Below are 24,608 nucleotides of genomic sequence, written 5' to 3' on the forward strand. Positions count from 1 at the left end.
TGAGTACCTCACCAAACCCCGGGCGCCTGCGTTCGGGGTTTGGTCCTTTTAGCCCGTGGGTGATGCCGCCCACCACATTTCCTTTCACCAACACCCTGGATTTATGAAATCCCTCCTTTGCAGCTTGTTTGTGGCCGTCGCGCTCAGCTCCTGCTCCAAAACCGGCGATGCCGTCAACGTTCAGACCCTTGACCAGGACTTTATCGGCGCCTGGAACAGCCGCGACTCGGGCAAAATCACCGGCATGATGGCCGACGACGTGGCCTTCGTGCAAGGCAACGCCCACTGGAAAGGCAAAGACGAGGTGTCCCAGAAATGGGTGAGCGCCACCATTGCCACCATCAGCAACCTCAAAACCAGCGTGAGCAGCAGCAGCACCGACGCCAACACGGCCTACGAGGCCGGCACCTTCTCGGTGGACGTGGCGCCCGCCGCGCCCGGCGAACCCGCCGGTTTTGGCGAAGGCAACTACATTTTCCTCTGGAAAAAGGCCGCCGACAATACCTGGAAGCTGAGCTACGCGCAGCTGGAAGACTTGCCGGTGCAGCGCCGGAATTAAAGGCTATTTAGAGTAAAAAGCAGAACGTCATGTCGAGCTGGTCGAGACATCTCGCGTGCCAGAGTAACTAATTACTACTGCACGCGAGATGTCTCGACCAGCTCGACATGACGTTCTTTTTTTGTTCTGGCGCCTCCTAGTCCTCTGGGTAGGGCACGAAAACGAAATTCGTAAAGTCCTCATCGAGCACGAACAGGCAGCAGAACTCGTCGGCATCCTTATAAGTAGCCTGAAATGCCTCGATGCCCTCGGCACTGACGATGCCTTGCTGCACGAACAACTCCAGGTAGCTGGCGAACACGTGCCACTCCAGGTTCAGTTCGTCGGCATTCACGAGGAGGCCCCCGAGGGGGACCTCCTGCTTGGCGAACACGAAAATGGGGTATTGGCTGATGTCGCGCTTGCGAATCTGGGCCGAAGCTTCACTCAGCGTATCGGACACGGTAGCGAAGTCCTTGGTGATGGTGCCGAGGTATTTGCCGTTGAGCTCGGGGTCGTTGAAGTAGTCCATATGGAATGAGAGTCGTTGTTTAGCGTGTCATCCTGAGCGCAGCGAAGGACCTTATCACGCTTGCGCCATGTTCAGGTTTGCAGAAAAAGCCAATCAGGATTGTCGACGGCAATCAGCGTGTCCTTCTTCGCCCGCGTCCAGCCTTTCAGTTCCTTTTCGCGGGCAATGGCTGCGCCGACATCCGGGTATTCTTCGAGGTGAACCAGATTATAGCAGAAGTAGCGCCCGGCAAAAGTTTCGGCAGAACCCCGATTGGCATAATGCTGGGCCAGACGGTCGGCAACGTGGTTGGTGACGCCGATGTACAACACCTTTCGGGCCGGGTTGGTGGTGATGTACACGTAATAAGGCATGATTGAGTTAATGTAATCGGGTGTCATCTTGAGCGCAGCGAAGGACCTTCTCGCGTTCGCCTCGTTGAAATTACTGCGAACTGTTCCTACGCGAGAAGGTCCTTCGCTGCGCTCAGGATGACACGCTAACTAACGATTCTACTTCAACTCCAGCGCCACCACATTCTCCACGTGGTGCGTGTGCGGGAACATATCCACCGGCTGCACGCGCGTCACCCGATACGCGGCGTCTAGTAGTTCTAAATCGCGGGCCTGCGTGCCGGGGTTGCAGCTGATGTAGACGATGCGGGGGGCGCGCAGCTCCAGCAGGCGGGCCACCACGTCGGGGTGCATGCCGGCGCGGGGCGGGTCGGTGATGAGGACGTCGGGGCGGCCGTGGCGGGCGGTGAATTCGGCCGTGAGGATGTCCTTCATGTCGCCGGCGTAGAACTCGGTGTTGGTGATGTTGTTGATTTCGGCGTTGACGTGGGCGTCGGCCACGGCCTGTTCCACGTACTCGACGCCGATGACCCGGCGGGCCTTCTTGGCCACGAAGCTGGCGATGGTGCCGGCGCCGGTGTAGAGGTCGTACACCAGCTCGTCGCCCTGCAGGTCGGCGAAGTCGCGGGCCACTTTGTAGAGCTGGTGGGCGCCTTCGGAGTTGGTCTGGTAGAAGGACTTGGGGCCGATGCGGAAGCGCAGGCCTTCCATCTCTTCCTCAATGTAAGGCTTGCCCTTATAAGTCACCACTTCGAGGTCGTGGAAGGTTTCGTTGCCCTTGCTGTTGAGCACGTAGTTGAGCGAAGTGATGCCGGGAAACTTGGCATACAGCGCGTCGAGCAACGTTTCAATGGCCGGGTCGGCGTGGTAGCATTGCAGGATTACCATCAGCTCGCCGGTGCTTTGGGCGATGCGGATGATGAGGTTGCGCAGCAGGCCGGTCTGGCGCACGAGGTTGTTGAAAGGCAGCTTGTGCTCGTGGGCGTAGTCGCGCACGAACAGGCGGATTTCGTTGCTTGGCTCCGGCTGCAGCCAGCAGTGCTCCACGTCGATAATCTTGTCGAAGCGGGTGGGGGTGTGAAAGCCCAGCACCTCGCGGTTGTAGGTGCGGGTGTCGTCGTTGATTTGCTCCGTCGTCAGCCAGCCGTTGTCGCTGAAGGTGTATTCGAGCTTGTTGCGGTAGTAGGTGCGCTGCGGCGAGGAGAGGATGAACGGAATCTCGGGCAGGGCCACTTTGCCGATGCGCGTGAGCTGGTCCACCACCTGCTGCTGCTTGTAGTGCAGCTGCGAATCGTAGGTGAGGTGCTGCCACTTGCAGCCGCCGCACACCCCAAAGTGCTGGCAAAACGGCGTGGTGCGCTGCTCGGAATACGAATGAAACTTGACGGGAACGGCTTCCAGGAAGCTCTTTTTGGCTTTGGTGACGCGCAGGTCCACCACGTCGCCGGGGGCCACCTGCGACACGAAGATGACCAGGTTCTCGACGCGAACAAGGCACTTGCCTTCGGCCACCATGTCCTGAATTGTAACGTTGCGGAGTAATTCGGCGGGGATATTTTTGGCTCGGCTCATAGGTTGGGCAAAGGTAGGGCCTGGGGTAAGGTTCGCACCAGTCCGCCAAGCCCCCCGCCCGGCTTGTGGAAGTAAGTCGCACGCGTCCAAAGCGCAGTCGCACGCGTCCGAAGCAAAGTCGCAGGCGTCCGAACCGCAGTCGCACACGTCCGAACCGCAGTCGCAGGTGTCCGAACCGCAGTCGCACACGTCCGAAACACAGTCGCAGGCGTCCAAACCGAGGTCGCAGGCGTCCGAAGCAAGGTCGCAGACGTCCGAACCGAGGTCGCAGACGTCCGAACCGAGGTCGCAGGCGTCTGAAGTAAGGTCGCACATACTTAGATAGGAACGCCATAAAAAAAGGCCTGCCGGTTTCGGCAGGCCTTTTCCTGGAAAGCTTAGCGAACTTACTTCACCACCTCAAACCAGTTCTTGATGCTGGTGCCGTTGGGCAGGGTCAGCAGGTAGAAGTAGTTGCCGGCGGGCGTGTTGTCGTCGCCGCCCCAGTTGTTCTGGTAGTTGGTGGTTTTGTACACTTCGCGGCCCCAGCGGTTGAACACGGTGAAGGTGTTGCCGGGGTAGAGCTGGATGTTGTCAATCACGAGCACATCGTTCTGCCCGTCGCGGTTGGGCGTGATGATGTTGTAGACCTGAGTGGCGCCCGAGAAGTCCACGCGGGCCTCGTTCGAGTTCGAGAGGCGCTCGGTGGCGTCGGTGCTCACGGCCACCACCCGGAAGTTTTGCTGGAAGCCAAAGCCCGAAGCCGTCGCGTTGGCGTCAGTGTTCGAAACGGTGGCCGTCAGCGTCGAGCCCGAGACCGTAATGGCGGGTTGAGGAACGACCAGCGCCGCCGCGCCCGCGTCGGAGCGGCGGTAGATGCGGTATTCCTTCACCGCGAAGCCCACGTAGGCGTTCCAGCTCAGGGCCACGCTGCCCTGGTTGCGGCCGGCGCCGGGCGTGGCGGTGGCCTGCAGGCGCACGGTTTGCACCACGGCGCTCGACTGGGGCGTGCCGCAGCCGTTGGTCAGGTCCAGGCGGTACTCGTAGGAGTTGGCCGCGGCATCCACGCCGCTGGCATCGGTGTAGGTGGTGGCCGAAGCCGCCACCTGGCCCACCGAAGTAAAGGTGCCCGTGCCGGCCACGCGGCGCATGATTTGCACCTGGTTCGGCGTATTGGCGCTGTTGGTAGCCGCCAGGCTGAGGATGATGCGGCTGTTGCTGGCGGCATCCACCGAGGCCAGCGTGAGGGCCACGCTGGGAGCATCAAACAGAATGGTGCGGGTGGCCGGCGCGCTGGGGCAGGAGGCCGGGCTGGCGCTCACTTCCACGGCGCTCACCGAGTAGGGCCCGGTGGCGTTGAAGCGCACCGTGACGGTGCTGGCCGTGGCCGGCGTCGAGGTGATGGTGCCGCCCACAATGGTCCACTGGTAGGTGGCCCCGGCGGGCGCATTGGCAATGGTGTACTGCTGGCCTACGGCGGCGTTGCACACAAAGCCCGAACCCGAGATGGTGGGCGTGGCCGGCGTGGGGCTCACCGTGAAGGGCGCCGTGTAGAGCGGCCCGACGCAGCCGGCCGCCGAGGTTTCCTGCACCGAGAGGGTGTACACGCCGGGCGCGGGCAGCGTGGCCAGGGTGCGGCTGTTGCCGGTGCCGGCCAGGGTGGTGCCGCTCAGCAAGAACGCATAAGTAGAGCCCGGGAAGCCGCCCGGCAGCGCAAACGTGACCGCGCCGCTGCCTTGGCATACCTGCGCCGGGCCCGTGATGGCCAGCGTGGGGCGGGGCGAGGGGTTGATGAGCACCTTCAGGGTGTCCGACTCGCCGCGGCACACGCCGCCGGTGGGGTTGCTGGTTTCCGTCACCACAATCTTGCCGATGGTGGGCACCGTCACCGGGTTCCAGCTCACGGTCACCGTATTCTGGAAGGTGCTCACCTGCGTACCGCCCACAATCAGCCACGAGTAGCTGGAGCCGTTGGCAAACGAGCCGCTGCGGTAGGTGTAGGGGCCATCGGCCTGGCACACCGAGCGCGGCAGCGGCGCCGCCGCCAGAATGTCGCCGGGGCCAGTGGGCCGCACCGTTTGCAGGCGCTGGTTGATGATGACGGGCAGCGTGGTGGTGTCGGAAGAGCAGCCCTGCGCGTTCAGGCGGAACACCTTCAGGAACGCGCCCGTTTGGGCGGCGCCCCAGTTCACCGTCACGGCCGGCGTGCCCTGGCCGGTGGCAATGGTGCCGCCCTGAATCAGCCAGGTGTAGGCCGTGGCCGCCGGGTTGGGCACCGAATACGCAATGCCCGTCACGGTGGGGCACACCGAGCCCGGGCCCACGATGGGCTCCGGCGCCGGGCGCGGGTTCACCGTCACGGCCACGGTATTGGTAGCCACGCAGCCGTTGGCGGTGGTGGCGGTCAGGGTGTAAGTGAGCGTCAGCGGCGCAGCCGTGGTGTTCACGCCCGTGAGCACGGGCTGGGCCACGGTGGCGCTGCTGAGGTTGGTGGCGGGGCTCCAGCTGTAGGTGGTGCCGGGCAGGCCGGGCGTGCCCAGGGTCACGCGGCCCCGGTCGCACACCGCCACGGCCGGGCCGGGGTTGGCCACGGCGGCGGGGTTCACGGTGATGGTGACGGTGCCCGTGGCCACGCAGCTGTTGGCGGTGGTGGCCGTCAGCGTATAGGTGTTCACAATGGGCGCATTGGTCAGGTTGGGCAGCGTGAAGGTGGGGTTGGCCACGGTGGCGCTGCTCAGGCCCAGGGCCGGGCTCCAGCTATAGGTGTAGCCCGCCACGGGGGCCGCGCCCAGCGTGAGGGTGCCGCCCGAACACACGGCCTGGTTGGCGCCGGGCACCGCCACGGCGGCGGGGTTCACCGTCACGGCCACGGTGCTGGTACTCACGCAGCCGCTGACGGTGGTAGCCGTCAGAGTGTAAGTCGTAACGATGGGCGCGTTGGTGGTGTTGGTGAGCGTCACGGTGGTCTGGCTGGCCGTGGGCGTGGCCAGGCCGGTGGTGGGGCTCCACTGGTACGTGACGCCCAGGGCCACCGGGTTGGAGTTGACGTTGCCCAACGACGTCGTCTGGCCGGAGCACAGCACCGGGGCGCCGCCGGGGGGCGTGGCGTTCACCTGGGGCAGCGGGTTCACCGTCACCACCACCGTGCTGGTGGCGGTGCAGGGCGCGCCGGTGGCCGGGCTGGTGCTCGCGGTCAGGGTATAAGTGAAGGTGCCGGGGGTGGTCAGGCTGATGGTCGGGTTCAGGACCGTGGCACTGCTCAGCCCGGTGGCCGGGCTCCAGGCGTAAGTAGTACCCGCCACCGGCGGAACGCCCGTGGCCAGCGTGGCCGAGCTACCCGCGCAGAACACCACGGCCGGGCCGGCATTGGCCACGGCGGCGGGGTTCAAGGTCACGGTCACGGTGCTGGTGGCCGAGCAGTTGTTGGCCGTGGTGGCCGTCAGGGTGTAAGTCCGGGTGATGGGCGCGCCGGTCGTGTTGGTGCCGGTCACCGTCGGGTTCAGCACCGAAGTGCTGCTCAGGCCCGTGGCGGGGCTCCAGCTATAGGTGGTGCCGGCCACGGCCGTGCCCGTGCCCAGCGTCCGGCTGTCACCCGAGCAGAAGGTTTGGGCGAGGCCGGCGTTGGCCACGGCGGCCGGGAAGATGGTCACGACCACGGTGCCCGTGGCGGTGCAGCCGTTGGCGGTGGTGGCCGTCAGGGTGTAAGTCCGGACGATGTCGGTGGTGCCCGGGTTGGCGGCTGTCACGGTCGGATTAGCAGCCGTGGGGTCGCTTAGGTCCGTGGCCGGGCTCCAGGCGTAGGTGGTGCCCGCCACGGGCGTGCCGCCAATGGTCACCGGCACGTTCGAGCAGGTTTGCCTGGCCAAGCCAGGGTTGGCCACCGCCGCCGGGTTGATGGTCACGGCCACGGTGGCCGTGGAGATGCAGCCGTTGCCCGTGGTGGCCGTCAGGGTGTAGGTGGTGGTGATGGGTGCGCCGGTCGTGTTGGTGCCGGTCACCGTCGGGTTGAGAATGTTTGGGTTGCTGAGGCCCGCGGCCGGGCTCCAGCTATAAGTAGTGCCGGCCACAGGCGTGGCCGTACCGCCCAGCAGCACCGAAGCCGTGCCCGAGCAGAAGCTGACGGCCGGCCCGGGCGAAGCCACCGCGGCCGGGTTGATGGTCACCACCACGGAAGCCGTGGCCACGCAGCCCTGCGAACTGGTGGCGGTGAGCGTATACGTTTGCGTGATGGGGGCGCCGGTGGTGTTGGGCAAGGTCACGGTGGGCTGGGCCACGGTGGCGCTGCTCAGGCCGGTGGCCGGGCTCCAGCTGTAGGCGTAGCCGGGCAGGCCCGGCGTGCCCAGCGGTTGCGAGGCCACGCCCGAGCAGGTGGCAAGGGCCGGGCCCGGATTAGCCACGGCGGCGGGGCTCACCGTCACGTATACCGAGTCGGTGCTCGTGCAGCCAGGGCCAGTCGTTACGGTCAGTTGATACCCCTGTCGGATGGGGGCGCCGGTGGTGTTGGGCAGGGTCACGGTGGGGTTGGCAACCGTGGCGCTGCTCAGGCCGGTGGCCGGGCTCCAGCTATAGGCATAGCCGGTAACCGGGGCGGCGCCCAATTGCACGGAAGGCCCGCCGGGCACCCCGGGCAGGCTGGGGCACACCGAGCGGTCGGGCCCGGCCGCGGCCGTGGGCGGCGCCGTCACGTTCACGGTGAAGGTGGTCGAAGTGGTGCAGGTGCCATCCGAGCCCACCACCGTGTAGGTGGTGGTGACGGTGGGCGACACGGTAATGGAAGCGCCGGTGGAGCTTTGGCCGCCGCCGCTCCAGGTGTAGGTGAGGCCGGTTTGGCCAGTCACGGAGAGAGTGGTGGTACCCCCCAAGCAGATGCTGGGGGCCGTGGCCCCCACGGTCAGGGCTAGCAGCGGACGAATGTCCACCGTCTTCACCACCGAGTCGGTGGGGCAGCCGTACGCCGACACGCCCTTCAGCACCAGCGTGCCGGTGGCGTTGGCACTGGCCCAGGTCACGTTCACCGCGCCGGTGCCCTGGCCGCTGGTGATGACGCCCCCCGTCACGCGCCAGCGGTACGACGCCGGCACCGGGCCCGTGGCGGTGTAGGTGCGCACCGTGGCCGGGTCGCACACCGTAGCGGGGCCGTCGATGCCGGTGGGGCCCACGGCCCGGTTCACCGTGATGCGGAACACGTCGGATGCCAGCTTGCCGCCGCAGCCGTTGTCTTTCACCGTCACGCCCAGGTCGTAGGGGGTGGCGCGGGCGTTGCCGCAGGTCGAGTTGAACACGAAGGTGCCCGCCACGGTGCCGTTGCCGGCGGCCGTGGCCGTGCCGGTCAGGTTGCCGGGCTGCACCGTGCCGGCGTTGCCGTTGAAGGTGGTGTTGAACGGCCCGCTGCCGTCCAGCAGGGCGCTGTTCACGGTGAGCACCAGCGGGTGGTTGCTGGCCTGGGTGGCGCTGATGGGAATGCTGAGGCTCTGGCCTTCCTCGATGGTGTAGTTGCGCGGCGTGGTCACGGCCGGGGGCAGCACGGGCGGCGGCGTGGCCGGGCAGGTGCCCACCACCAGCTGCAAATCGCGCCGGGTGGTGCCCAGCAGCACTTCGCGCCCGTTGATGTTGCGATACTCCGACACATCGACGGCGATGGTGTAGAGGCCGTTGGCAGTGGAGCCGTATTTGGCAACGCCCGTGCTGGCGTTCAGCAGCGCGAAATTGCCCGGACCGTTGCCCAGCGGGTTGGGGAAGCTATAGCCGGGTTTGTACGGAACGGGCAGCGGCAGCGGCGGGAAGGAACCCGGAAAGTTGATGCCCGACGAAGCAAACTTCCCGTAAGGGGTGCCAAAGGAATACACCAGCCGGTCGCCGTCGGGGTCAAAGGCGTTGTTGAGGCTGATGGTGGTGTCGTTCTGGCACACCGTGGCCACGGCCGTATCGGAAAACACCGGCGAGCGGTTGGGAATCAGCGGCGGGGCCATGCTCACGTACAGCGCCATGGGGGTGTTGTTGTCCGAGGCGTCGATGTTGGTAATGTCCACGCGGCGCGCGTTGGGGTTCGTGACGGCGTAGTAGCCGTCGAACGAAACCGGCAGGTTGACGGTCCCGATAAACTTCTGGATGACAAACAGCTGAATGGGCCCGTTCACGGTGCAGCCCGCCGGGATGGGGGGGGTAATGGTGGGCGAGTTGCTGGGGTTGCGCAGGTCGATGTCGGTGCCCAGCAGCGTCGGGTAGTTCACCGACGTCATGTTCAGCTTGGCGTTGGTCGTGCGGTTGTAGATGGCCACCGGCAAATCGACGAAAGGCTGACCACCAACGCCCGCGTTGCGGTTGATGTACAGCGTCACCGTGAGCTGGTAGCGGAAGGGCGCCGCCGTCGGTCCGTTCGCGTCGAGGTAGCGGTAGCTGATTTCGCCGCCCAGCAAGTGGGAGGCCTGCGCCGGGCGGGCCCCCAGCACCAGCAGGGCCAACAGCAGGACAGCCCCAAAAAAACGCCGTGGTAAGGTTTTAAACATACAAAAAAGGTAAGAAGGGAATGCAGAAAGACAGGCCGGCGGCCCGTGGGCCGCCGGTGTCGGTGAGGTTCTGAGAAAAGCAGGATTTCACGAAAAAGCTATTCGCGCACCACGCGGCGCACGGCGGTTTGGCCCCGGGCATCGCGCAGGTGCAGCACGTACACGCCGGGCGCCAGAGCGCTCAGGTCCAGCTCGGCGTCGGCGGCGGGGCCCAGGCGCAGGCTGGTGCTGAGCACGGTGGCTCCCAGCACGTCGTGCACGGCCACGGCGTATTGGCCGGCCGCGCTGGCATCGGGCAGGCGCAGGTGCACCCGGCCGTCGGGGGTGGGGGTGGGGTACACGCTCAGGCCGGGCAGGGCCTGCGCATCGCGCGCGGCCGAGGGCTGCACCAGCACCTGGTAGTCTTCCACTTCCGCGTTCAGGGTGTTCAGGGCGCAGGGGTCGGGTGCGTTGGTGTTGGCCACCGTGATGACCCGCATGCGGGTGTTGAGGTTGACGGCGGCACTCGTGAGGGCTAAGGTGGCCGTGTAGCTGGCCGTGCCCGCGCCCGAAAGGCCGTTGGCCAGCAGCTCGTTGTTGTTGTCGAACGTGCCGTCCATGTTCAGGTCAACCCAGATGGACGTGCGGTGCGCGGCCGCCAGGTTGGTGGCCACGGTCACGGTCATCGACCGCGTCCGCAGGATGATGGGGGTACTGGTGAAGTTGCCGTAGCCGCCCGTCGAGTTGGTGGAGGTGTTGTTGAACGCCGGCGAGGCCGTGGGCACGCTCACCGACGTGATGTAGAACGGGCTGGGCAACTGCCCGGCGCCCCCGGCCCCGCCCGAGCCGCTGGCGGCGCAGTAGTTAAGGCAGGGCACCTGAATGGTGATGTAGTTGTTGACCGTCAGGGTGGCCGAGCCGTTGGCATTAGTGGCGGTCAGGGTCACGGTGTACGTGCCCGAGGCCAGGTACTGGTGCGTGGGGTTTTGCAGGGTGCTGGTGCCGCCGTCGCCAAACGTCCACAGCCAGGAGGTGGGGGCGTTGGTGCTAAGGTCGTTGAACTGAATTGGGTTCACACAGGTGCCCGCCACGTAGTTGCTGCCGAAGACGGCGACGGGGGGCGAGGTGTTGGGCCGGGCCACCACGGTGTAGTCTTCGGCCTGCCCGCTTATCTGGTTGGTGCACGGGCCGGGGTTGCTGCCCACGGCGTCGGCCACCACGCGCAGGCGCAGCGGCTGGTTGAGCACCGTGCTGCCGGGCAGGTTGATAATGCCCGTGACGCCGGGGCTGGGTGCGTTCAGACTCTGGTAAATCTGCTCGCTGGTGGTTAGGATGCCGTCGTTGTTCATGTCCAGATACACCCGAATGTCGTGGGGGTTGACGCCACCCGTATTGATGCTCAGAAAGTTGCCCAAGCCCACCTGCAGGTCGGTGCGTTGCGGGCAGGTGAAGTCCTGGTAGCCCGCGCTGCCGTCGGCCGAGGGGTTACTAATCGTGCCCAGCTGGAAGCGCGTGATGCCGTAGTTGGCAAAGTAGTTGGTGGTGGTGGGGGTGCAGCTGGCCGCCCGCGGCACCGTGGTGTTATACGTCACGGTGGTGGCGGCGCTGGTGGAGCTGCCGGCCGCGTTGGTGGCACGCAGCGTCACGGCGTAGGTGCCGGCCGCGGCGTAGCAATGGTTGGGGTTTTGCAGGGGGCTGGTCTGGCCGTCGCCGAAGGTCCAGAGCCAGGAAGTGGGGATGTTCTGGCTGGCGTCGGTGAACTGCACGCAGCCCGAGCAGGTGATGGCGCCGTTGGTGGTGAAGCGGGCCACGGGCGGGCTCGCGTTGGCCGAAAGCGTCACGCTGTAGTCTTCGTCCTGCGAGTACACCGGCGTGGAGCACGAGGTGGGCAGGGGGCTGTTGATGTAATCGGTGGCCACTCGCAGCCGCAGGCGCTGGCCCAGCGTGGCCGTGCCGGGCGGGCTGAACGTGCCCGCGTGCGGGTTGGCGGGCGTGCTGCCGGTGGGGTTGATGTCCTCGTACACCAGCTCGTCGTTGCCGGTGAAGGCCCCGTCGTTGTTGTAGTCGATGTACACCCGCACGTTTTGCACGGCCGTGGCAGTGGTCCGCACGACGATGGGGTAGGTCTGGCCCACCACCAGCGGCACGGCGTTCACGGTGCAGCTGTAGTCGTGGTAGCCTGCCGTGTACACCGTTCGGTTGGCCAGCGCGACGCCGTTCACCGTCACGTTCAGGATAGCCATCTGGTACAGCGAGGGGTTGGTGATGCTGGCCGAGCCGGGGGTGCACGCCGCGGTTGGGGGGCAGGCCTGCGCCGCGGCCTCCGACGACACGCCCAGGGCTAATAAAACGGCAGCAACGCCGGAGGCAACGCGGGGCCAAGAACGTAAGAGTGGAAGCATGCGGTATTCTGAAGGAAAACAATAGAATTCAATGGATAAATGTAAGGAGAAAATGCGGACCCTGAAGCCGCCAATCGGCCACTTCCCGGGCCGGGTCGGCCGCCGGGCCGCTCAGCTCGCCAAATCCTCTTTTTTACCCCTGCCGCACGTTTGGCCGCCAACGCCACTTGGACTGGCGGAAGTGGCTGAAATCCCGGCGCTCAAAAGTCGCATCACCCGGCCGTAAGTTTGCCGTCACGTTTTCCGTTCGGGTTTTTTCCGTCCGGTCCGGATGTTTAAATTAATAGCTATATGCCTACTTCCACGGTACTCATCACGGGCGGCACCTCCGGCATTGGCCGGGCCTGCGCCCTGGCTTTTGGCCGCGCCGGCTACCAGGTGGCCATCACGGGCCGCGACGAAACCAAGCTCGCCGACACTGCCCAGGCCCTGGCCGCAGCCGGCATCGCCCACCTTACCATTCGGGCTGATGTGGGCGACGAAGCCGCCGCCGCCCGCGCCGTCCAGGAAACCGTGGCCCGTTTCGGCGGCCTCGACGTGCTGCTCAACAACGCTGGCATCAGCATGCGCGCCCGGTTTCAGGACGCCGAGCTGGATGTCATAAAGCGGCTGATGCAAACCAACTTTTTTGGCACGGTCTTCAGCACCAAGTTTGCGCTGCCGCATTTGCTTCAGCGCAAGGGCACCATCGTGGGCATCAGCAGCATCGCGGGCTACCGGGGCTTGCCGGGGCGCACGGGCTACTCGGCCTCCAAGTTTGCCATGAATGGCTTCCTCGAAGCCCTGCGCACCGAGCTGCTCGACCAGGGCGTGAACGTGCTCACGGCCGCGCCCGGCTTCACGGCTTCCAACATCCGCCAGACGGCGCTGGCCGCCGATGGCTCGGCCCAGGGCGAAAGCCCGCGCGACGAAGGCGCCATGATGAGCAGCGAAGCCGTGGCCGCCGAAATCCTGCGGGCCGTGCAGCAGCGCAAGCGCACCATCGTGCTCACGGGCCAGGGCAAGCTGGTGGTGTTTCTGAACAAGTGGCTGCCCGGCCTGAGCGACAAGCTGGTGCTAAACCACTTCCGGAAAGAGGAAAAGGGCGTGGACGTGGGGTAAATCCAGTGCAAGCTGGAGAAAAAAAGAACGTCATGCTGAGCTTGTCGAAGCATCTCTACCGCAACAGTAACTGAATTACTTGTGCGGTAGAGATGCTTCGACAAGCTCAGCATGACGTTCTGCTATTTCAGCACACGCTTCTTGCTTGTTACAGCGCCGCTTTCTGCGCCAGCTTCACGGCTTCGTACATGTCCACCACGCCGCCCGTCACGGAGAGCGTGCTGAAATCGGCCTTTTTCTCGGTGCCGGGCACCTGAACCTGGGTGTGGTGCACCTGCGCCGACTGCATGATGATGCGCTTCAGCTCCGGGGCGGTGAGCTTGGGGAAGTAGGACTTGAGCACCGCCGCCACGCCGGCCGTCACGGGCGAGGCCATGCTGGTGCCGCTTTCGTTGCCGAAGGTGCTGCCAGGCAGGGTGCTGAAAATGCCCACGCCGGGTGCAAACACGTCCACCGCCTTCTTGCTGTAGTTGGAGAAATCGGCGGGCAGGCTGGCGTTGTCCTTCGGGCCGGAGGCGCCCACGGTGAGCAGGTTGGGCACCGGCGCGTTGTTCATATAGAACGAGGCCGGGTAGTTGTCGCTCACGTCGAGGTTGTGGTTTTCGTTGCCGGCGGCGTGCACCAGCAGCACGTTTTTGGTGGCGGCGTACTTGAAGGCGGCTTCCACGGCCGGGCGCTGGGGCGAGAATTCCTTGCCGAAGCTCATGTTGATGATGCTGGCGCCGTTGTCCACGGCGTAGCGAATGGCGTTGGCGATGTCCTTGTCGCGCTCGTCGCCGTCGGGCACGGCCCGCACCATCATGATGCGCACCGGGGCGGGGGCCAGGCCCTGCACGCCGAGGTTGTTGTCGCGCACGGCCGCGATGATGCCCGAGACGTGGGTGCCGTGCATGGGGTCGGGCCCGTGGAGGTCGTTGTTGCCGTAATAGCGCTGGGTCACATCAGCGGGGTTGTCCTTGATGATGTCGGCGCGCGGGTTGAAGTCCAGGTTGAGCGAGTTGTCCAGCATGCTGCGCTCCTGTTTGGAGGCGGCGTCCAACTCCTTGAGCAGGGCGTCGGCGTCGGAGGCGCCGGTCTGGCGCATCATTTCCAGCATGCCGCCCACGGCGCGCTTCAGGTTGGGGTCGTCCGTGTTGGCGTTTTTGAGGGCGGTGGTGTCCAGCTTCTCCACGTTCAGGGCCTGCTTCATGTTGCCCACCATCTGGGTGAGGGGGCCGGCCATGCTTTCGACCTGGCCGGCGCGCTCGGTTTCTTCGGCCAGGCGGGCTTTGTAGGCCTTTTCGGCTTTCTGGTACAGGGCGTAGTCGGCTTTTTCGGTGGGCTTCACGGTGGCGGCCGTTTTGCCCTTGAAGCGCTTGCGGCCGGCGGCCACGATGCGCGTCACCTCCAGGGTTTCGGCGTTCACGTTGCGGCCGTCGGGGCCGCCGAGGAAGTTCCAGCCGTGCACGTCGTCCACGTAGCCGTTCTTGTCGTCGTCGATGCCGTTGCCGGGAATTTCTTTCGCATTAGTCCACAGCACGGGCTTCAAATCGACGTGGGCCGTGTCGATGCCCGAGTCGATGACGGCCACCACCACGGGCGTCGGGGTCAGGGATTTCAGCAGCTCCGCGTAGGTGCGGGTGGCGCCCACGCCGGGCACCTTGTCGAGCTGCGGGTCTTTGAGGTACCACTGGGCCGCGCTCTGGTCGCCGAGGGGGGCGGGCTTGGGCGCGGGGGCCGGGGTTTCGGGCACCACGGGCACCGGGGCGGTGGGCACGCTCACGGCCGCAGAGGCGGCGGCGGGGGTGCTGGCCTGGGGCCGGCGGGCACAAGCGGAAAGAAGCGTAGCGGCCAGCAGCACAGGCAGCGAGACGCGGGGGAAAGTAACCGTCATAAAACAAGAAAAAGGCCGCAGGGAGGGGCGGCCGGTGTGGCAAAGAAACCAAGAAAACGGCCAACGAAGTTCAGCCCAGGCAAAGACGTGCCCCGGCCGGCCAATGTTGCGCCCCGGGCGCGCCACTTCGGGGCGCGGCGCTTTATTTGTGCCCATGACCACCGCCGACGCTTCCGCCGCCCCCGGCGCCCCGTGCCGCAACTGCGGCCACGCCCTGGCCCCGCCCGGCTGCTTTTGCCCCCAATGCGGGCAGGCGCCGGCCCACCGCCTCAGCACGGCCCACGTGCTGCACGAGGCGCTGCACGTGTTCACCCACGCCGACAAGGGCATCTTCGCCTTCGTGCCGCTGGTGCTGCGGCGGCCCGGCCGGCTGGTGGCCGACTACCTGGCCGGCCGCCGCAAGCGCCATTTCAACCCCTTTCAGTTCCTGCTGCTGGCCGTGGGCCTGGCCACGGTGCTGGGCGTGAAGCTGCACTACTACGAGGGCGTGGGCCACGGCGTGGTGGCCCAGATGCAGCGCCACGGCACCCTGAGCGCCGCCCAGCTACTGCGCGTGGAGGGCTATTTCCACGCCATTGGGGCGTTTTTCAACGTGTGGTGGCTGGTGTTGCTGCCCTTGCAGGCGCTCTTCACCTGGGCTGTGTACCGGAGGCGCGGGCTCAACTACGCCGAGGCCGTGCTGGTGCAGGTGGTGGCGGGCTGCGCCTTTCAGCTCTACTTGTTGGTGCTGCTGCCCGTTATCAGCCTGCTGGGCGTGCGGCAGGCGGGGCTGAGCTCGGCCGCGCTGCAAGCCGTGGTCCTCATCACCTACCTCACCCTCATCGGGCGGCAGGGCCTGGGGCTGGGGTGGGCCGGGGCGCTGGGCCGGGCCGTGCTGGCGGGCGTGCTGGCGGGCCTGCTCAGCTACGCGCTGAACTACGCCGCCTTCAACGGCTACGTGTTTCACGGCTGAGGCGGCCCCAGCACCACTAGCAGCAGGGCATCTTCGGTGGCGCGGGTGAGGCGCCAGTAGCGGTAGAGGCCGCGGTACTCCCAGTCGAGCAGGTCGAAGTCCCGGCCCAGGCGCACGGCCACCCGGGCCGCCGCGCGGGGCGGCAGTCCCGCCGCCTCGCCTAGCTCGCCGGTGGTGCGCTCGGGATGCTGCATCAGGGCCAGCAGCATCCGGGTTTGGCGCAGGCGGCCGCGCTTGTCGCGCACCTTATGGGTTTTCAAGAGCCAGTCCTCGATGCGGGCCTGCACGGCGGCCGGCTCCTGGCTGAGCGGCGGCGGGGGCGGCGGGTTGTCGCGCTCGGCCACGCGGCGGGCGAAGGCTTCGGGAAGGGACTCAGGCATAAAAAAAGGGAACGGTGGGCTGAAATGAGAGGCAGCGGGCAAACTTACTCCAAGGCCTGGCTAATTTACAGCAATACCTGGCTAACTAACCGCAACACGTGGCTAACTAACCGCAAGACCCGGCTAACTAACCGCAAAGTCTGGTTATATAACCGGAATAGCTGGCTAAATTATCGAATTATCTGTCTAACTAACCGCAAGACATGGCTGATTAGCCACAACCTCTGGCTAATTACTCATAAGCTCTGGCTGACTTGCCACTTGCTCCTTTACACCCAACCCACCGCTGGCGCGCGTCTCCGACGCGTGCCGACTGGCGTCGAGCCTCTGGCTCGGGCATTGAGCAACGGTCCCGGACAAAACAACGGCTCGGGCCAGAGGCTCGACGCCAGTCGGCACGCGTCGGAGACGCGCGCCAGCAACGGGAGGGCCCGCGCCGTAATAACTTCACGCCCCCATTCCGGTTTCTCGCCCATGCTCCGACACCTCCGCCCGCTGCTCGCGGCCCTGCTGCTGCTTACTGGTAACTGCTCACTGCTCACTGAAGCGCAAGCGCAAACGCCCAAAACCTACACTTCCTCCGAAATCCTGCTGGGGCTGAAGAAGCTCAACGTCCTCGGCTCGGTGATGTACCTGGCCGCCCACCCCGACGACGAAAACACCCGCCTCATTGCCTACCTGGCCAACGAGCGCCTGCTCGAAACCAGCTACCTGAGCTGCACCCGCGGCGACGGCGGCCAGAACCTCATCGGCCCCGAGCTGCGCGAAGGCCTCGGCGTGATTCGCACGCAGGAGCTGCTGGCGGCCCGGCGCCTCGACGGCGGCCGGCAGTTCTTCACCCGCGCCAACGACTTCGGCTTCTCCAAAACGTCCGACGAAACCTTTCGCATCTGGGACAAGGAGCAGGTACTCGCCGACATGGTGTGGGTCATCCGCCAGCGCCGGCCCGACGTGCTCATCACCCGCTTCCCGCCCGATGCCCGCGCCGGCCACGGCCACCACCAGGCCAGCGCCATCCTCGCCGCCGAAGCCTTCGACGCCGCCGGCGACCCCAAGCGCTTCCCCGAGCAGCTGCAATACGTGCAAGCCTGGCAGCCCAAGCGCCTGCTCTGGAACACCGGCAGCTTCTTCGTGAAGCCCGGCGAAAACATGGACGGCTACCTCCGGCTCGACGCGGGCGGCTACAACCCCCTGCTGGGCCAGAGCTACGGCGAAATCGCGGCCCGCAGCCGCAGCAACCACCGCAGCCAGGGCTTCGGCTCGGCCGCCCAGCGGGGCGAGGCGCTGGAGTATTTCCAGCCCGTGAAAGGCTCCACAGCCACCAAAGACCTGTTCGAAGGCGTGGACCAGACCTGGAACCGCATTGGCCCAGGTGGTGCAACAATCGGCAAGCTCATCGAGGAGGTGATTAAGAAGTACGACCCGAGCAACCCCAGCGCCAGCGTGGCGGGGCTGGAATCTCTACAATCAGCATTTATTAGTATCACGTCCACAAGGGGCGGATTTGACGGGATACCTTTTCAGGATTTAGATACTCCTGACCGGATGGAGCTTTTTTGGTGGAAGGCTAAAAAGGAGCACGAGTTAGCTGAGTTAATACAAGCTTGCCAGGGAGTGTATGTGGAAGCAACTACGTCAGTTGCGTCTGTCGTGCCTGGTCAACGCCTAACGGTTGATTTTGAAGTAGCAAACCGCTCTCGAAACACATTTTCCTTTTTCGGTGCAGGGCCAGTATTTGTTGATAAAGACAGTGCTGGGGTTGCGGCGCATCCTTTACAGCCAGGGGAAGTGGTCAAGTTTAAGCGCACAGTAGTAATAGATAAGAATGTTTTGCCTTCCCAGCCCTATTGGCTTCAATTGCCGAGTAGCAAGGGTATGTATACCATCCCCGAAAAGATTTTAATATCGCAACAAGCGAGAGAATCTGGGCCAAGAGCTCTTATTGGAGAAGCTGATTGGGGAGATGCAAGCAAAAATGAACTGAGCCGTCAGGAATTAATAGGACGTCCCGAGAATCAAAGCGCCGTGCCCGTTTTCTTCATCGGTGGCAATTGGCTGAGTATAAAAGGTGTTCAATACAAGCACACCGACCCCGTGCTGGGCGAATTATACCAGCCGCTGGCCGTGGTGCCTGCGGTGATGGTGAACCTGCCGCCCGCCCGTTCCTACGTCTTCGCCGATGCCCAGCCCAAGACGGTGCCCGTCACGCTGCGCGCCGGGCGCGCCGGGGTGAGCGGCCGCCTGGCCCTGGCCCTGCCCGCCGGCTGGAAGTGCGAGCCCGCCACCGCCGACTTCGCCCTCGCCGCCAAAGACGAGGAGCTGACCGTGAACTTCCAGGTGCAGCCCCTGGCCGGCGCCGCGCCCGGCCGCGCCGAGCTGCGCGCCACCGCCACCGTGGCCGGCCAGGCCTACGCCCGCGGCATCCAGAAGATTGAGTACCCGCACATCCCCACGCAGTTTCTCTTCCCCGAAGCCGTGGCCCCGCTGGTGAAGCTCGACCTGAAGCGGCGCGGCCAGAACGTGGCCTACCTCATGGGCGCCGGCGACGAAGTGCCCGACGCCCTGCGCCAAATCGGCTACAACGTGACCCTGCTCGAACCCAAGGACCTCACCGCCGCCACCCTCAAGAAATTCGACGCCCTCGTGGTCGGCATCCGCGCCTACAACACCGTCGACCGCCTCAAAACCCAGCAGCCCGAAATCCTCAAATACATCGAGCAGGGCGGCAACGTGGTGGTGCAATACGTGGTGAACCGCGGCACCGTAATGCCCGAAATCGGCCCCTACCCCATGACCATGTCCGCCGACCGCGTGACCGTGGAAGATGCCCCCGTGACCCTTACGAAGCACCAGCTGCTAGCTGCCCCCAATAAGATTACGGCCGAAGATTTCAAAGGCTGGGTGCAGGAGCAGGGTCTGTATTACCCCTCGAAATGGGACCCCAAGTACCAGACCGTCATTTCGAGCAGCGACCCCGGCGAAACCCCCAAGGAAAGCGCTATTCTGGTGACGGACTACGGCAAGGGCCACTATATCTACACGGGCTTGTCGCTATTTCGGGAACTGCCGGCCGGCGTGCCGGGCGCCTACCGGATTATCACGAACATGATTTCCTACGGGAAGGAAGTGGCGCAGTAGTGGACTGTAGCGTGGACTCTGCGAGTCCGCGCCGGAACCGCGCCATTCCCGCTCCACACGCGCGGACTCGCAGAGTCCACGCTACATCACGCCTTTCGTTTGCTCTAAGTGCTCACAGTTGAAAAAATCGGCGGCACCTCCATGACCGCCTTCGCCGATGTTCTGCAGAACATCATCTTCCACGGCCGAAAAGGCCAGGAACTATACAACCGCATTTTCGTCGTTTCGGCCTACGCCAACGTCACCAACTGGCTGCTCGAAAACAAGAAAACCGGCGCCCCCGGCGTGTACCACCGCATCAGCCAGGGGCAGGAGTTTCGGGCGGCGCTGCAGGAGGTGGCGGCCCAGCTACAGGAGCTAAACAAGCAGTACGAGCCACTGGGCCTGGACTTGGCCGTGGCCGACGCCTTCATTCAGCAGCGCATCGACCAGGCCCAGACCTACCTGGATAGCCTGGTAAACGTGCTGGCCTCCGGCTACGTCAACAGCGCCAACATCCTGCAGGCCGCCCGCGAAATTCTGGCTTCGATAGGGGAGGCCCACTCGGCTTTCAACTCCGTCAACATCCTGCAAAACCGCGGCGTCAACGCCACGCTGGTCGACCTCAGCGGCTTCGACGACGCCCAGGCCCTGACCATTGACGAGCGCATCCGGCAGGCCTTTGCCGACATTGATTTTGCCAGCACCATCTGCATCGCCACCGGCTACACCAAGGGCACCGAGGGCATCATGCGGGAGTTCGACCGCGGCTATTCGGAAGTCACCTTCAGCAAGATTGCCGTGGCCGTGCGGCCGCAGGAGGCCATCATTCACAAAGAATACCACCTCTGCTCCGCCGACCCCAATCTGGTGGGCGTGGACGCCTGCCGCCCCGTGGGCTTCACCAACTACGACGTGGCCGACCAACTCGCCGACGTGGGCATGGAGGCCATTCACCCCAAAGCCTCGAAGCCGCTGGAAATACACGCCATCGACCTGCGCATCAAAAACACCTTCGAGCCCGAGCACCCCGGCACGCTCATCACCCGCGACTTCATCAGCCCCGAAAAGCACGTCGAAGTCATCACCGGCACCGACAAAGTGGTGATGATTGACATCCACGACCCCCTGATGGTGGGCACCGCCGGCTTCGACCTGCACCTGATGCAGGTGTTCTACGACCTCGACGTGAGCTACATCTTCAAAGCCACCAGCGCCAACAGCATCTCGGTGCTGGTGTGGGCCAAGGACCTGCAGCTGGAGCTTATGGCCGCGCTGCAAGCCAAATACGAGCAGGTCACCATTGAAGACGCCGCTCTGGTCTGCCTCATCGGCTCCAACATCGACGAGCCCGGCCTGCTGGCCCGCGCCGCCGGCGCCCTGGCCGAGGCGGGCATCAACATTCGCAGCGCGGGCGTGGCCATGCGCAAGGTCAACATCCAGTTCATCGTGGGCCGCGAGGAGTATAAGCCGGCCATCGTGTCCCTGAACCAGGCGCTGAGCTAGCGCGTAGTAGCGCGAACTTTGTAGTTCGCGTCCCCGCGCCGTGCAACGACTATCGTTCGTTCGGGAACGCGAACTACAAAGTTCGCGCTACACTCATGACGCTTCGCCAGTTCCTGCTCTTCACGGCCTTCACGCTGCCGGCTTGCGCCCTGCTCATCCTGTTCCTCGACCAGCCGCTGGCTGCCTTTATCCACGCGCGTTTCGGGTGGGCCAAGCCTTTTTTCGCCGCCCTCACCGCCGGCGCCGACGCGGTACACGAGGCGCTGATGCAGCACGTCCTGGGCCTGCCCATCATCTTTCTGGCGCTGGGGCTGGCCTTCGCCATCGGCCGCTACGGGCTGAAGCACCGGGGCGCCACGCTGTTTCTGGTGTTGCTGCTCACGCACGAGTTCAGCATGGTGCTGGCCAAAGCGCTGAAGGGCGCCGTGCACCGCCTGCGGCCAGAGGTGCAGTTTGGGGGCGGCTACGCGGGCACGGGACTGTGGGCCACCGGGCCGCACAACGACTCGTTTCCTTCGTACCACACGGCGGTGTATTTCAGCTTGTTTTTGCCGCTGGCGCTGGCATTTCCGCGCTGGCGGGTGCCGCTGCTGGTGCTGCCGGGCCTCATTGGCCTGGGGCGGCTGGTGCTGGGCATGCACTACCTGAGCGACGTGTGGGCCTCGCTGTGGCTGGTGGTGGCCCTCACGTTCCTGTTCGGGTTGCTGGAGAAGCCGCGCGTAGGGGCGGGGCTTGCCCCCGCCCATTAGGCCGGTGAGTTAGTAGGCTAGTGGGTTAGCTTTCAACGTTTGGGCGGGAGCAAGTCCCGCCCCTACATCCCAGCGAGGCGTTTTGCCGTTCAGCCCCGCAAGGCAAGTGCCGGTCTACGCTTTTTCATGAAAAAAACATTCCCACTCATCAAGGTCGCACTGGCCTTGCTCTGCGCCTGGCAACTGGCCGCCTGCGCCACCACCAAAATAACGCCGGACCCCAAGCTGGTGGTGCTGGGCCACGCGGGCTCCGGCTTTTTCACCCCCATCAGCCCGTTCAACTTTCGGCCGCCCAGCAGCTGGCGCGGCATCCGGCGGGCCCTGCTGCGGGGCGCCGACGGCGTCGAAATCGACCTCCAACTCAGCAAAGACAGCGTGGTGATGCTCTACCACGACCCCGAGCTTGCCAACAGCAGCAACGGCACCGGCTGCGTGAGCCAGCACCCCGCCGCCGAGCTGGTGCAACTGCGCTACCACGGCGGCTTTCCCTACGATTTGTTTCAGAAAGAGCGGCCCATCACCTTCGACACGCTGCTGGCCCGCCTCCGCCGGCGCCCCACCTTCCCAAGCCTGCACCTCGACCTGCACGAGGACGACCCGTGCCCGGCCGCCGGCCCGCCGCACGCCCGCACCCCGCTGCTCATCCGCCAGATTGCGCGCAGCCTGGCCCGCTACCGCGTGCCGCCCGAAAAGGTGCTGCTCATCACCCAGGAAAGCGGCACCATTCCGCTGGTACGCGCCGCCATGCCCCGAGTGCCCATCGGCCTGGAAATCGCCTCCGATGAATTTGCCCAGGGCCTGCGGCTGGCCCGCACCGAAAAACTCCACACCGTGGTGCTCGACGCCGACCGCGTGACGCCCGAGCAAACCGCGCAGGCCCGCGCCGCCGGCCTGGGCGTGGTGGTATTCGGCGGCCGCTCGGCCAAAGACATCAAGCGCGTGCTGGCCACGAAGCCTAATGAAATAGAAGTCGACAACCTCAAGCGCCTGCTGATTCTGCAGGGCCGCGGGAAGTAGGCGAGCCAGAAAAAAAGAACGTCATGCCGAGCGCCAGCGAAGCATTTTTACCGCGCAAGTAATTATTTGCTGTTGCGGTAAAAATGCTTCGCTGGCGCTCAGCATGACATTTTGAAGACCTGACGAACGGACTACTTGCCGCCCTTCTTGGCCTGCGCCATCAAATCCTCGTTCATTTTTACGTACTCACCGTTCGGCGGCGTGGCAGCCAGCGCGGCTTTCTTGGAGGCTTCGGCGGCTTTGGTGGCGCCGGCGTAGTCTTTCATTTTGAGGCGGATTTTGGCTTCCGTGTTGAGGTTCCAGTACTTGGTGGGTTCGGCGGCATTGGCTTTCTCCATCCAGGTCACGGCTTGCTTGAGGTCTTTGTTGTTGTCGTAGTAATACACGGCAGCCGCGGCCAGGTCGGCGGGCGCCGGGCTGGCGGCTTTAATGACTTTCTCATCAATCTGGGCCATTACCTTGCTGTCCACGTCGGCAGTTACCTTGAACTTGGCGCCGGTGCTTTCCCATTCCAGGGCCACGTTGGCGGTGCCGGGCGTGAGGTCAGTGAAGGCGATGGTGAAGGTTTCGACCTTGGCGGGCAGCTTGTAGGGCTTGACGGTGAAGCGGGCCACGTCCTGGTCTTCCTTGAAGCCTTCGACGTCGGCGCCCTGCTTGAGGCTCTTGTTCAGCACCACGGTCCACTCGGTGGGGCGCGGCACGGTGTAGATGCCGTACTCGCCGGCCGGCACCTTTTTGCCCTCAATCATCACGTCGTCCGAAAACTTGATGCTGGTGGTGGCGTTGGCGCCGGTGCGCCAGCGCTTGCCATTCGGCACCAGCGAATTGTCGCTGCCGAAGATGCTGCGACCTTTGGCGCCGGGGCGCGAGTACACGATGGTGATGTCGGTGAGGCCTACGCGCTGCGTGACGGTGCTCTGGGGGCTGGCCGCGGGCGTCTTGATTTGGGCGTGGGCGGCCGGGGCGGCCAGCAGGGTGGCGGCCGTAACCACGGCGGCGGAGAAACTCAGGAAGTGCTTGCTCATCAGGAAGAGAAAGGGTGTGGGTGTTAGTGTGGGGCTAAAAATACGAAACCCACGCTTGGGGCGCGGGTTTTGGGGCAGGATTACGTGGCCTGAATGATAATGGACCCCGGCGGCAAGTCCTCGGCCACCAGTTGCGTGCTGACCTGAGAAGAAAGTTTCGTTAGCTCGGCGTAGGTGTTGATGGGCGCGCTTAATACAAACACCGTCAGCGTATACTTGTCAAAATTCTGCTGGTGTTGCAGGTTTTTGTCGAACGTCAGCAAGGCGTCGAAACCTTCCGCCAGCATCCGTTTCAATAACTCTCCGTTCCTGATGCCATTCCACTGTTTGTCGCGCACGGTGTAAACCTCGTGGGCAGCGAAATCCTGTTTCAAGCGTTTGGGTAGGTTCTCGTCAAGCAGCAGCCGCATAAAGTTGGGCTACATTGGCGGAGGTGAGCAGCTTGGTTGCAGTTTCGAGCAGCGCAACGGCTTGCGCCTTGGAAACGGTGGGGAAATCATCCAGAAACTCGTCCAGCGAAACGCCTGCTTCCAAGTGGTCAAACAGCGTTTCGATGGGCACGCGGGTGCCGGCAAAAACGGGCTGGCCGTCTAATATGTCTGGGTCGGTACTGATAAGCGCTTGAATATTCATGGTCTAAAAATACGAAACCCGCGCTTGGGGCGCGGGTTTTAAAATAATAAGCGAGAGGATTGAAGCGCTTTTAATAGCGTGTTACTAGGTTGCACGGACAATTAACGAAGCCACCACAGGGCTGAAACGAAGTGCACCATTCCCAGAAAGCTGCTAGCCGTTTTGTCGTAGCGCGTGGCCAGCCGGCGAAACTGCTTGAGGCGACTAAAAAAGCGTTCGACTTTGTTGCGGTCGCGGTAAAGATTACGGTCAATCACCCGTTGGAGCAGGCGGTTCTTTTTGCTGGGAATCACGGCTTGGGCACCGATGGCGGCCACGCCGGCAAGCACCGCGTCCGTATCGTAGGCTTTGTCGGCCAGCACGTTGCCGGCGCCTCCGGCGGCTGACAGCAGGTCGGCTGCACGCCGGCAATCGG

At 64.5% G+C, this 24,608-nt stretch carries 18 protein-coding genes; 7 read left to right on the forward strand and 11 right to left on the reverse strand.

The features are described from left to right. The first annotated feature begins 103 nt into the window (after positions 1 to 103). Positions 104 to 559 carry a YybH family protein gene (locus tag I2H31_RS24550; RefSeq protein WP_196295711.1) on the forward strand — a complete coding sequence of 152 codons (456 nt, stop codon included), beginning with the start codon at positions 104 to 106 and terminating at the stop codon, positions 557 to 559. A gap of 136 nt (positions 560 to 695) precedes the next feature. On the opposite strand, the gene I2H31_RS24555 is transcribed toward I2H31_RS24550, so the two are convergent. The 5 genes from I2H31_RS24555 to I2H31_RS25755 form a co-directional block, all read right to left on the reverse strand. Beyond that, positions 696 to 1,070 (reverse strand): hypothetical protein, encoded by a 375-nt coding sequence (locus tag I2H31_RS24555; protein ID WP_196295712.1) that lies wholly within the window; start codon positions 1,068 to 1,070, stop codon positions 696 to 698. 71 nt (positions 1,071 to 1,141) lie between these two features. Further along, complete coding sequence (locus I2H31_RS24560; RefSeq protein WP_230688040.1) at positions 1,142 to 1,450, reverse strand: GIY-YIG nuclease family protein; 309 nt, start codon at positions 1,448 to 1,450, stop codon at positions 1,142 to 1,144. 111 nt (positions 1,451 to 1,561) lie between these two features. Next, entirely contained in the window at positions 1,562 to 2,974 is a 1,413-nt protein-coding gene (rlmD, locus tag I2H31_RS24565) for a 23S rRNA (uracil(1939)-C(5))-methyltransferase RlmD (protein WP_196295713.1), read from the reverse strand. 386 nt (positions 2,975 to 3,360) lie between these two features. After that, positions 3,361 to 9,459 (reverse strand): T9SS type B sorting domain-containing protein, encoded by a 6,099-nt coding sequence (locus tag I2H31_RS24570; protein WP_196295714.1) that lies wholly within the window; start codon positions 9,457 to 9,459, stop codon positions 3,361 to 3,363. Positions 9,460 to 9,557: 98 nt separating this feature from the next. Further along, positions 9,558 to 11,840 carry a GEVED domain-containing protein gene (locus I2H31_RS25755; RefSeq protein WP_196295715.1) on the reverse strand — a complete coding sequence of 761 codons (2,283 nt, stop codon included), beginning with the start codon at positions 11,838 to 11,840 and terminating at the stop codon, positions 9,558 to 9,560. A 291-nt stretch (positions 11,841 to 12,131) separates the two neighbouring features. Here I2H31_RS25755 and I2H31_RS24580 point away from each other — a divergent pair, with 291 nt between their 5' ends. After that, positions 12,132 to 12,941 carry an SDR family oxidoreductase gene (locus I2H31_RS24580; protein WP_196295716.1) on the forward strand — a complete coding sequence of 270 codons (810 nt, stop codon included), beginning with the start codon at positions 12,132 to 12,134 and terminating at the stop codon, positions 12,939 to 12,941. Between the two features lie 148 nt (positions 12,942 to 13,089). Here the strand turns inward: I2H31_RS24580 and I2H31_RS24585 are convergent, their stop codons facing one another. Continuing rightward, positions 13,090 to 14,814, reverse strand: coding sequence for a S8 family peptidase (locus I2H31_RS24585; protein ID WP_196295717.1), 1,725 nt, complete (start codon positions 14,812 to 14,814; stop codon positions 13,090 to 13,092). A gap of 154 nt (positions 14,815 to 14,968) precedes the next feature. Here I2H31_RS24585 and I2H31_RS24590 point away from each other — a divergent pair, with 154 nt between their 5' ends. Next, a complete protein-coding gene (locus tag I2H31_RS24590) occupies positions 14,969 to 15,766 on the forward strand; it encodes a DUF3667 domain-containing protein (protein ID WP_196295718.1) in 798 nt (265 codons plus the stop codon). On the opposite strand, the gene I2H31_RS24595 is transcribed toward I2H31_RS24590, so the two are convergent. Beyond that, complete coding sequence (locus tag I2H31_RS24595) at positions 15,757 to 16,146, reverse strand: hypothetical protein (RefSeq protein ID WP_196295719.1); 390 nt, start codon at positions 16,144 to 16,146, stop codon at positions 15,757 to 15,759. The two genes, I2H31_RS24590 and I2H31_RS24595, sit on opposite strands and share 10 nt — an antisense overlap. Positions 16,147 to 16,620: 474 nt before the next feature. Here I2H31_RS24595 and I2H31_RS24600 point away from each other — a divergent pair, with 474 nt between their 5' ends. The 4 genes from I2H31_RS24600 (at position 16,621) to I2H31_RS24615 (ending at position 22,535) form a co-directional block, all read left to right on the forward strand. Further along, positions 16,621 to 19,284: a PIG-L family deacetylase gene (locus I2H31_RS24600; RefSeq protein WP_196295720.1), complete on the forward strand. Its 2,664-nt coding sequence runs from the start codon at positions 16,621 to 16,623 to the stop codon at positions 19,282 to 19,284. 108 nt (positions 19,285 to 19,392) lie between these two features. Next, positions 19,393 to 20,769 (forward strand): aspartate kinase, encoded by a 1,377-nt coding sequence (locus I2H31_RS24605; RefSeq protein WP_196295721.1) that lies wholly within the window; start codon positions 19,393 to 19,395, stop codon positions 20,767 to 20,769. A gap of 95 nt (positions 20,770 to 20,864) precedes the next feature. After that, positions 20,865 to 21,518 carry a phosphatase PAP2 family protein gene (locus I2H31_RS24610; RefSeq protein ID WP_196295722.1) on the forward strand — a complete coding sequence of 218 codons (654 nt, stop codon included), beginning with the start codon at positions 20,865 to 20,867 and terminating at the stop codon, positions 21,516 to 21,518. A gap of 126 nt (positions 21,519 to 21,644) precedes the next feature. Next, positions 21,645 to 22,535 (forward strand): glycerophosphodiester phosphodiesterase, encoded by an 891-nt coding sequence (locus I2H31_RS24615; RefSeq protein WP_196295723.1) that lies wholly within the window; start codon positions 21,645 to 21,647, stop codon positions 22,533 to 22,535. A gap of 131 nt (positions 22,536 to 22,666) precedes the next feature. On the opposite strand, the gene I2H31_RS24620 is transcribed toward I2H31_RS24615, so the two are convergent. The 4 genes from I2H31_RS24620 to I2H31_RS24635 form a co-directional block, all read right to left on the reverse strand. After that, complete coding sequence (locus I2H31_RS24620; RefSeq protein WP_196295724.1) at positions 22,667 to 23,560, reverse strand: DUF2911 domain-containing protein; 894 nt, start codon at positions 23,558 to 23,560, stop codon at positions 22,667 to 22,669. Positions 23,561 to 23,640: 80 nt separating this feature from the next. Then, complete coding sequence (locus I2H31_RS24625) at positions 23,641 to 23,970, reverse strand: DUF5615 family PIN-like protein (protein ID WP_196295725.1); 330 nt, start codon at positions 23,968 to 23,970, stop codon at positions 23,641 to 23,643. Beyond that, positions 23,954 to 24,193, reverse strand: a complete 240-nt coding sequence (locus I2H31_RS24630) for a DUF433 domain-containing protein (protein WP_196295726.1) — start codon at positions 24,191 to 24,193, stop codon at positions 23,954 to 23,956. Before I2H31_RS24630 ends, I2H31_RS24625 begins: the two co-directional genes overlap by 17 nt. A 101-nt stretch (positions 24,194 to 24,294) precedes the next feature. Then, positions 24,295 to 24,608: transposase (locus tag I2H31_RS24635; RefSeq protein ID WP_196295727.1), on the reverse strand; the 314-nt coding region annotated here is incomplete at its 5' end.

Source organism: Hymenobacter ruricola (assembly GCF_015694525.1).
Lineage (GTDB): Bacteria > Bacteroidota > Bacteroidia > Cytophagales > Hymenobacteraceae > Hymenobacter > Hymenobacter ruricola.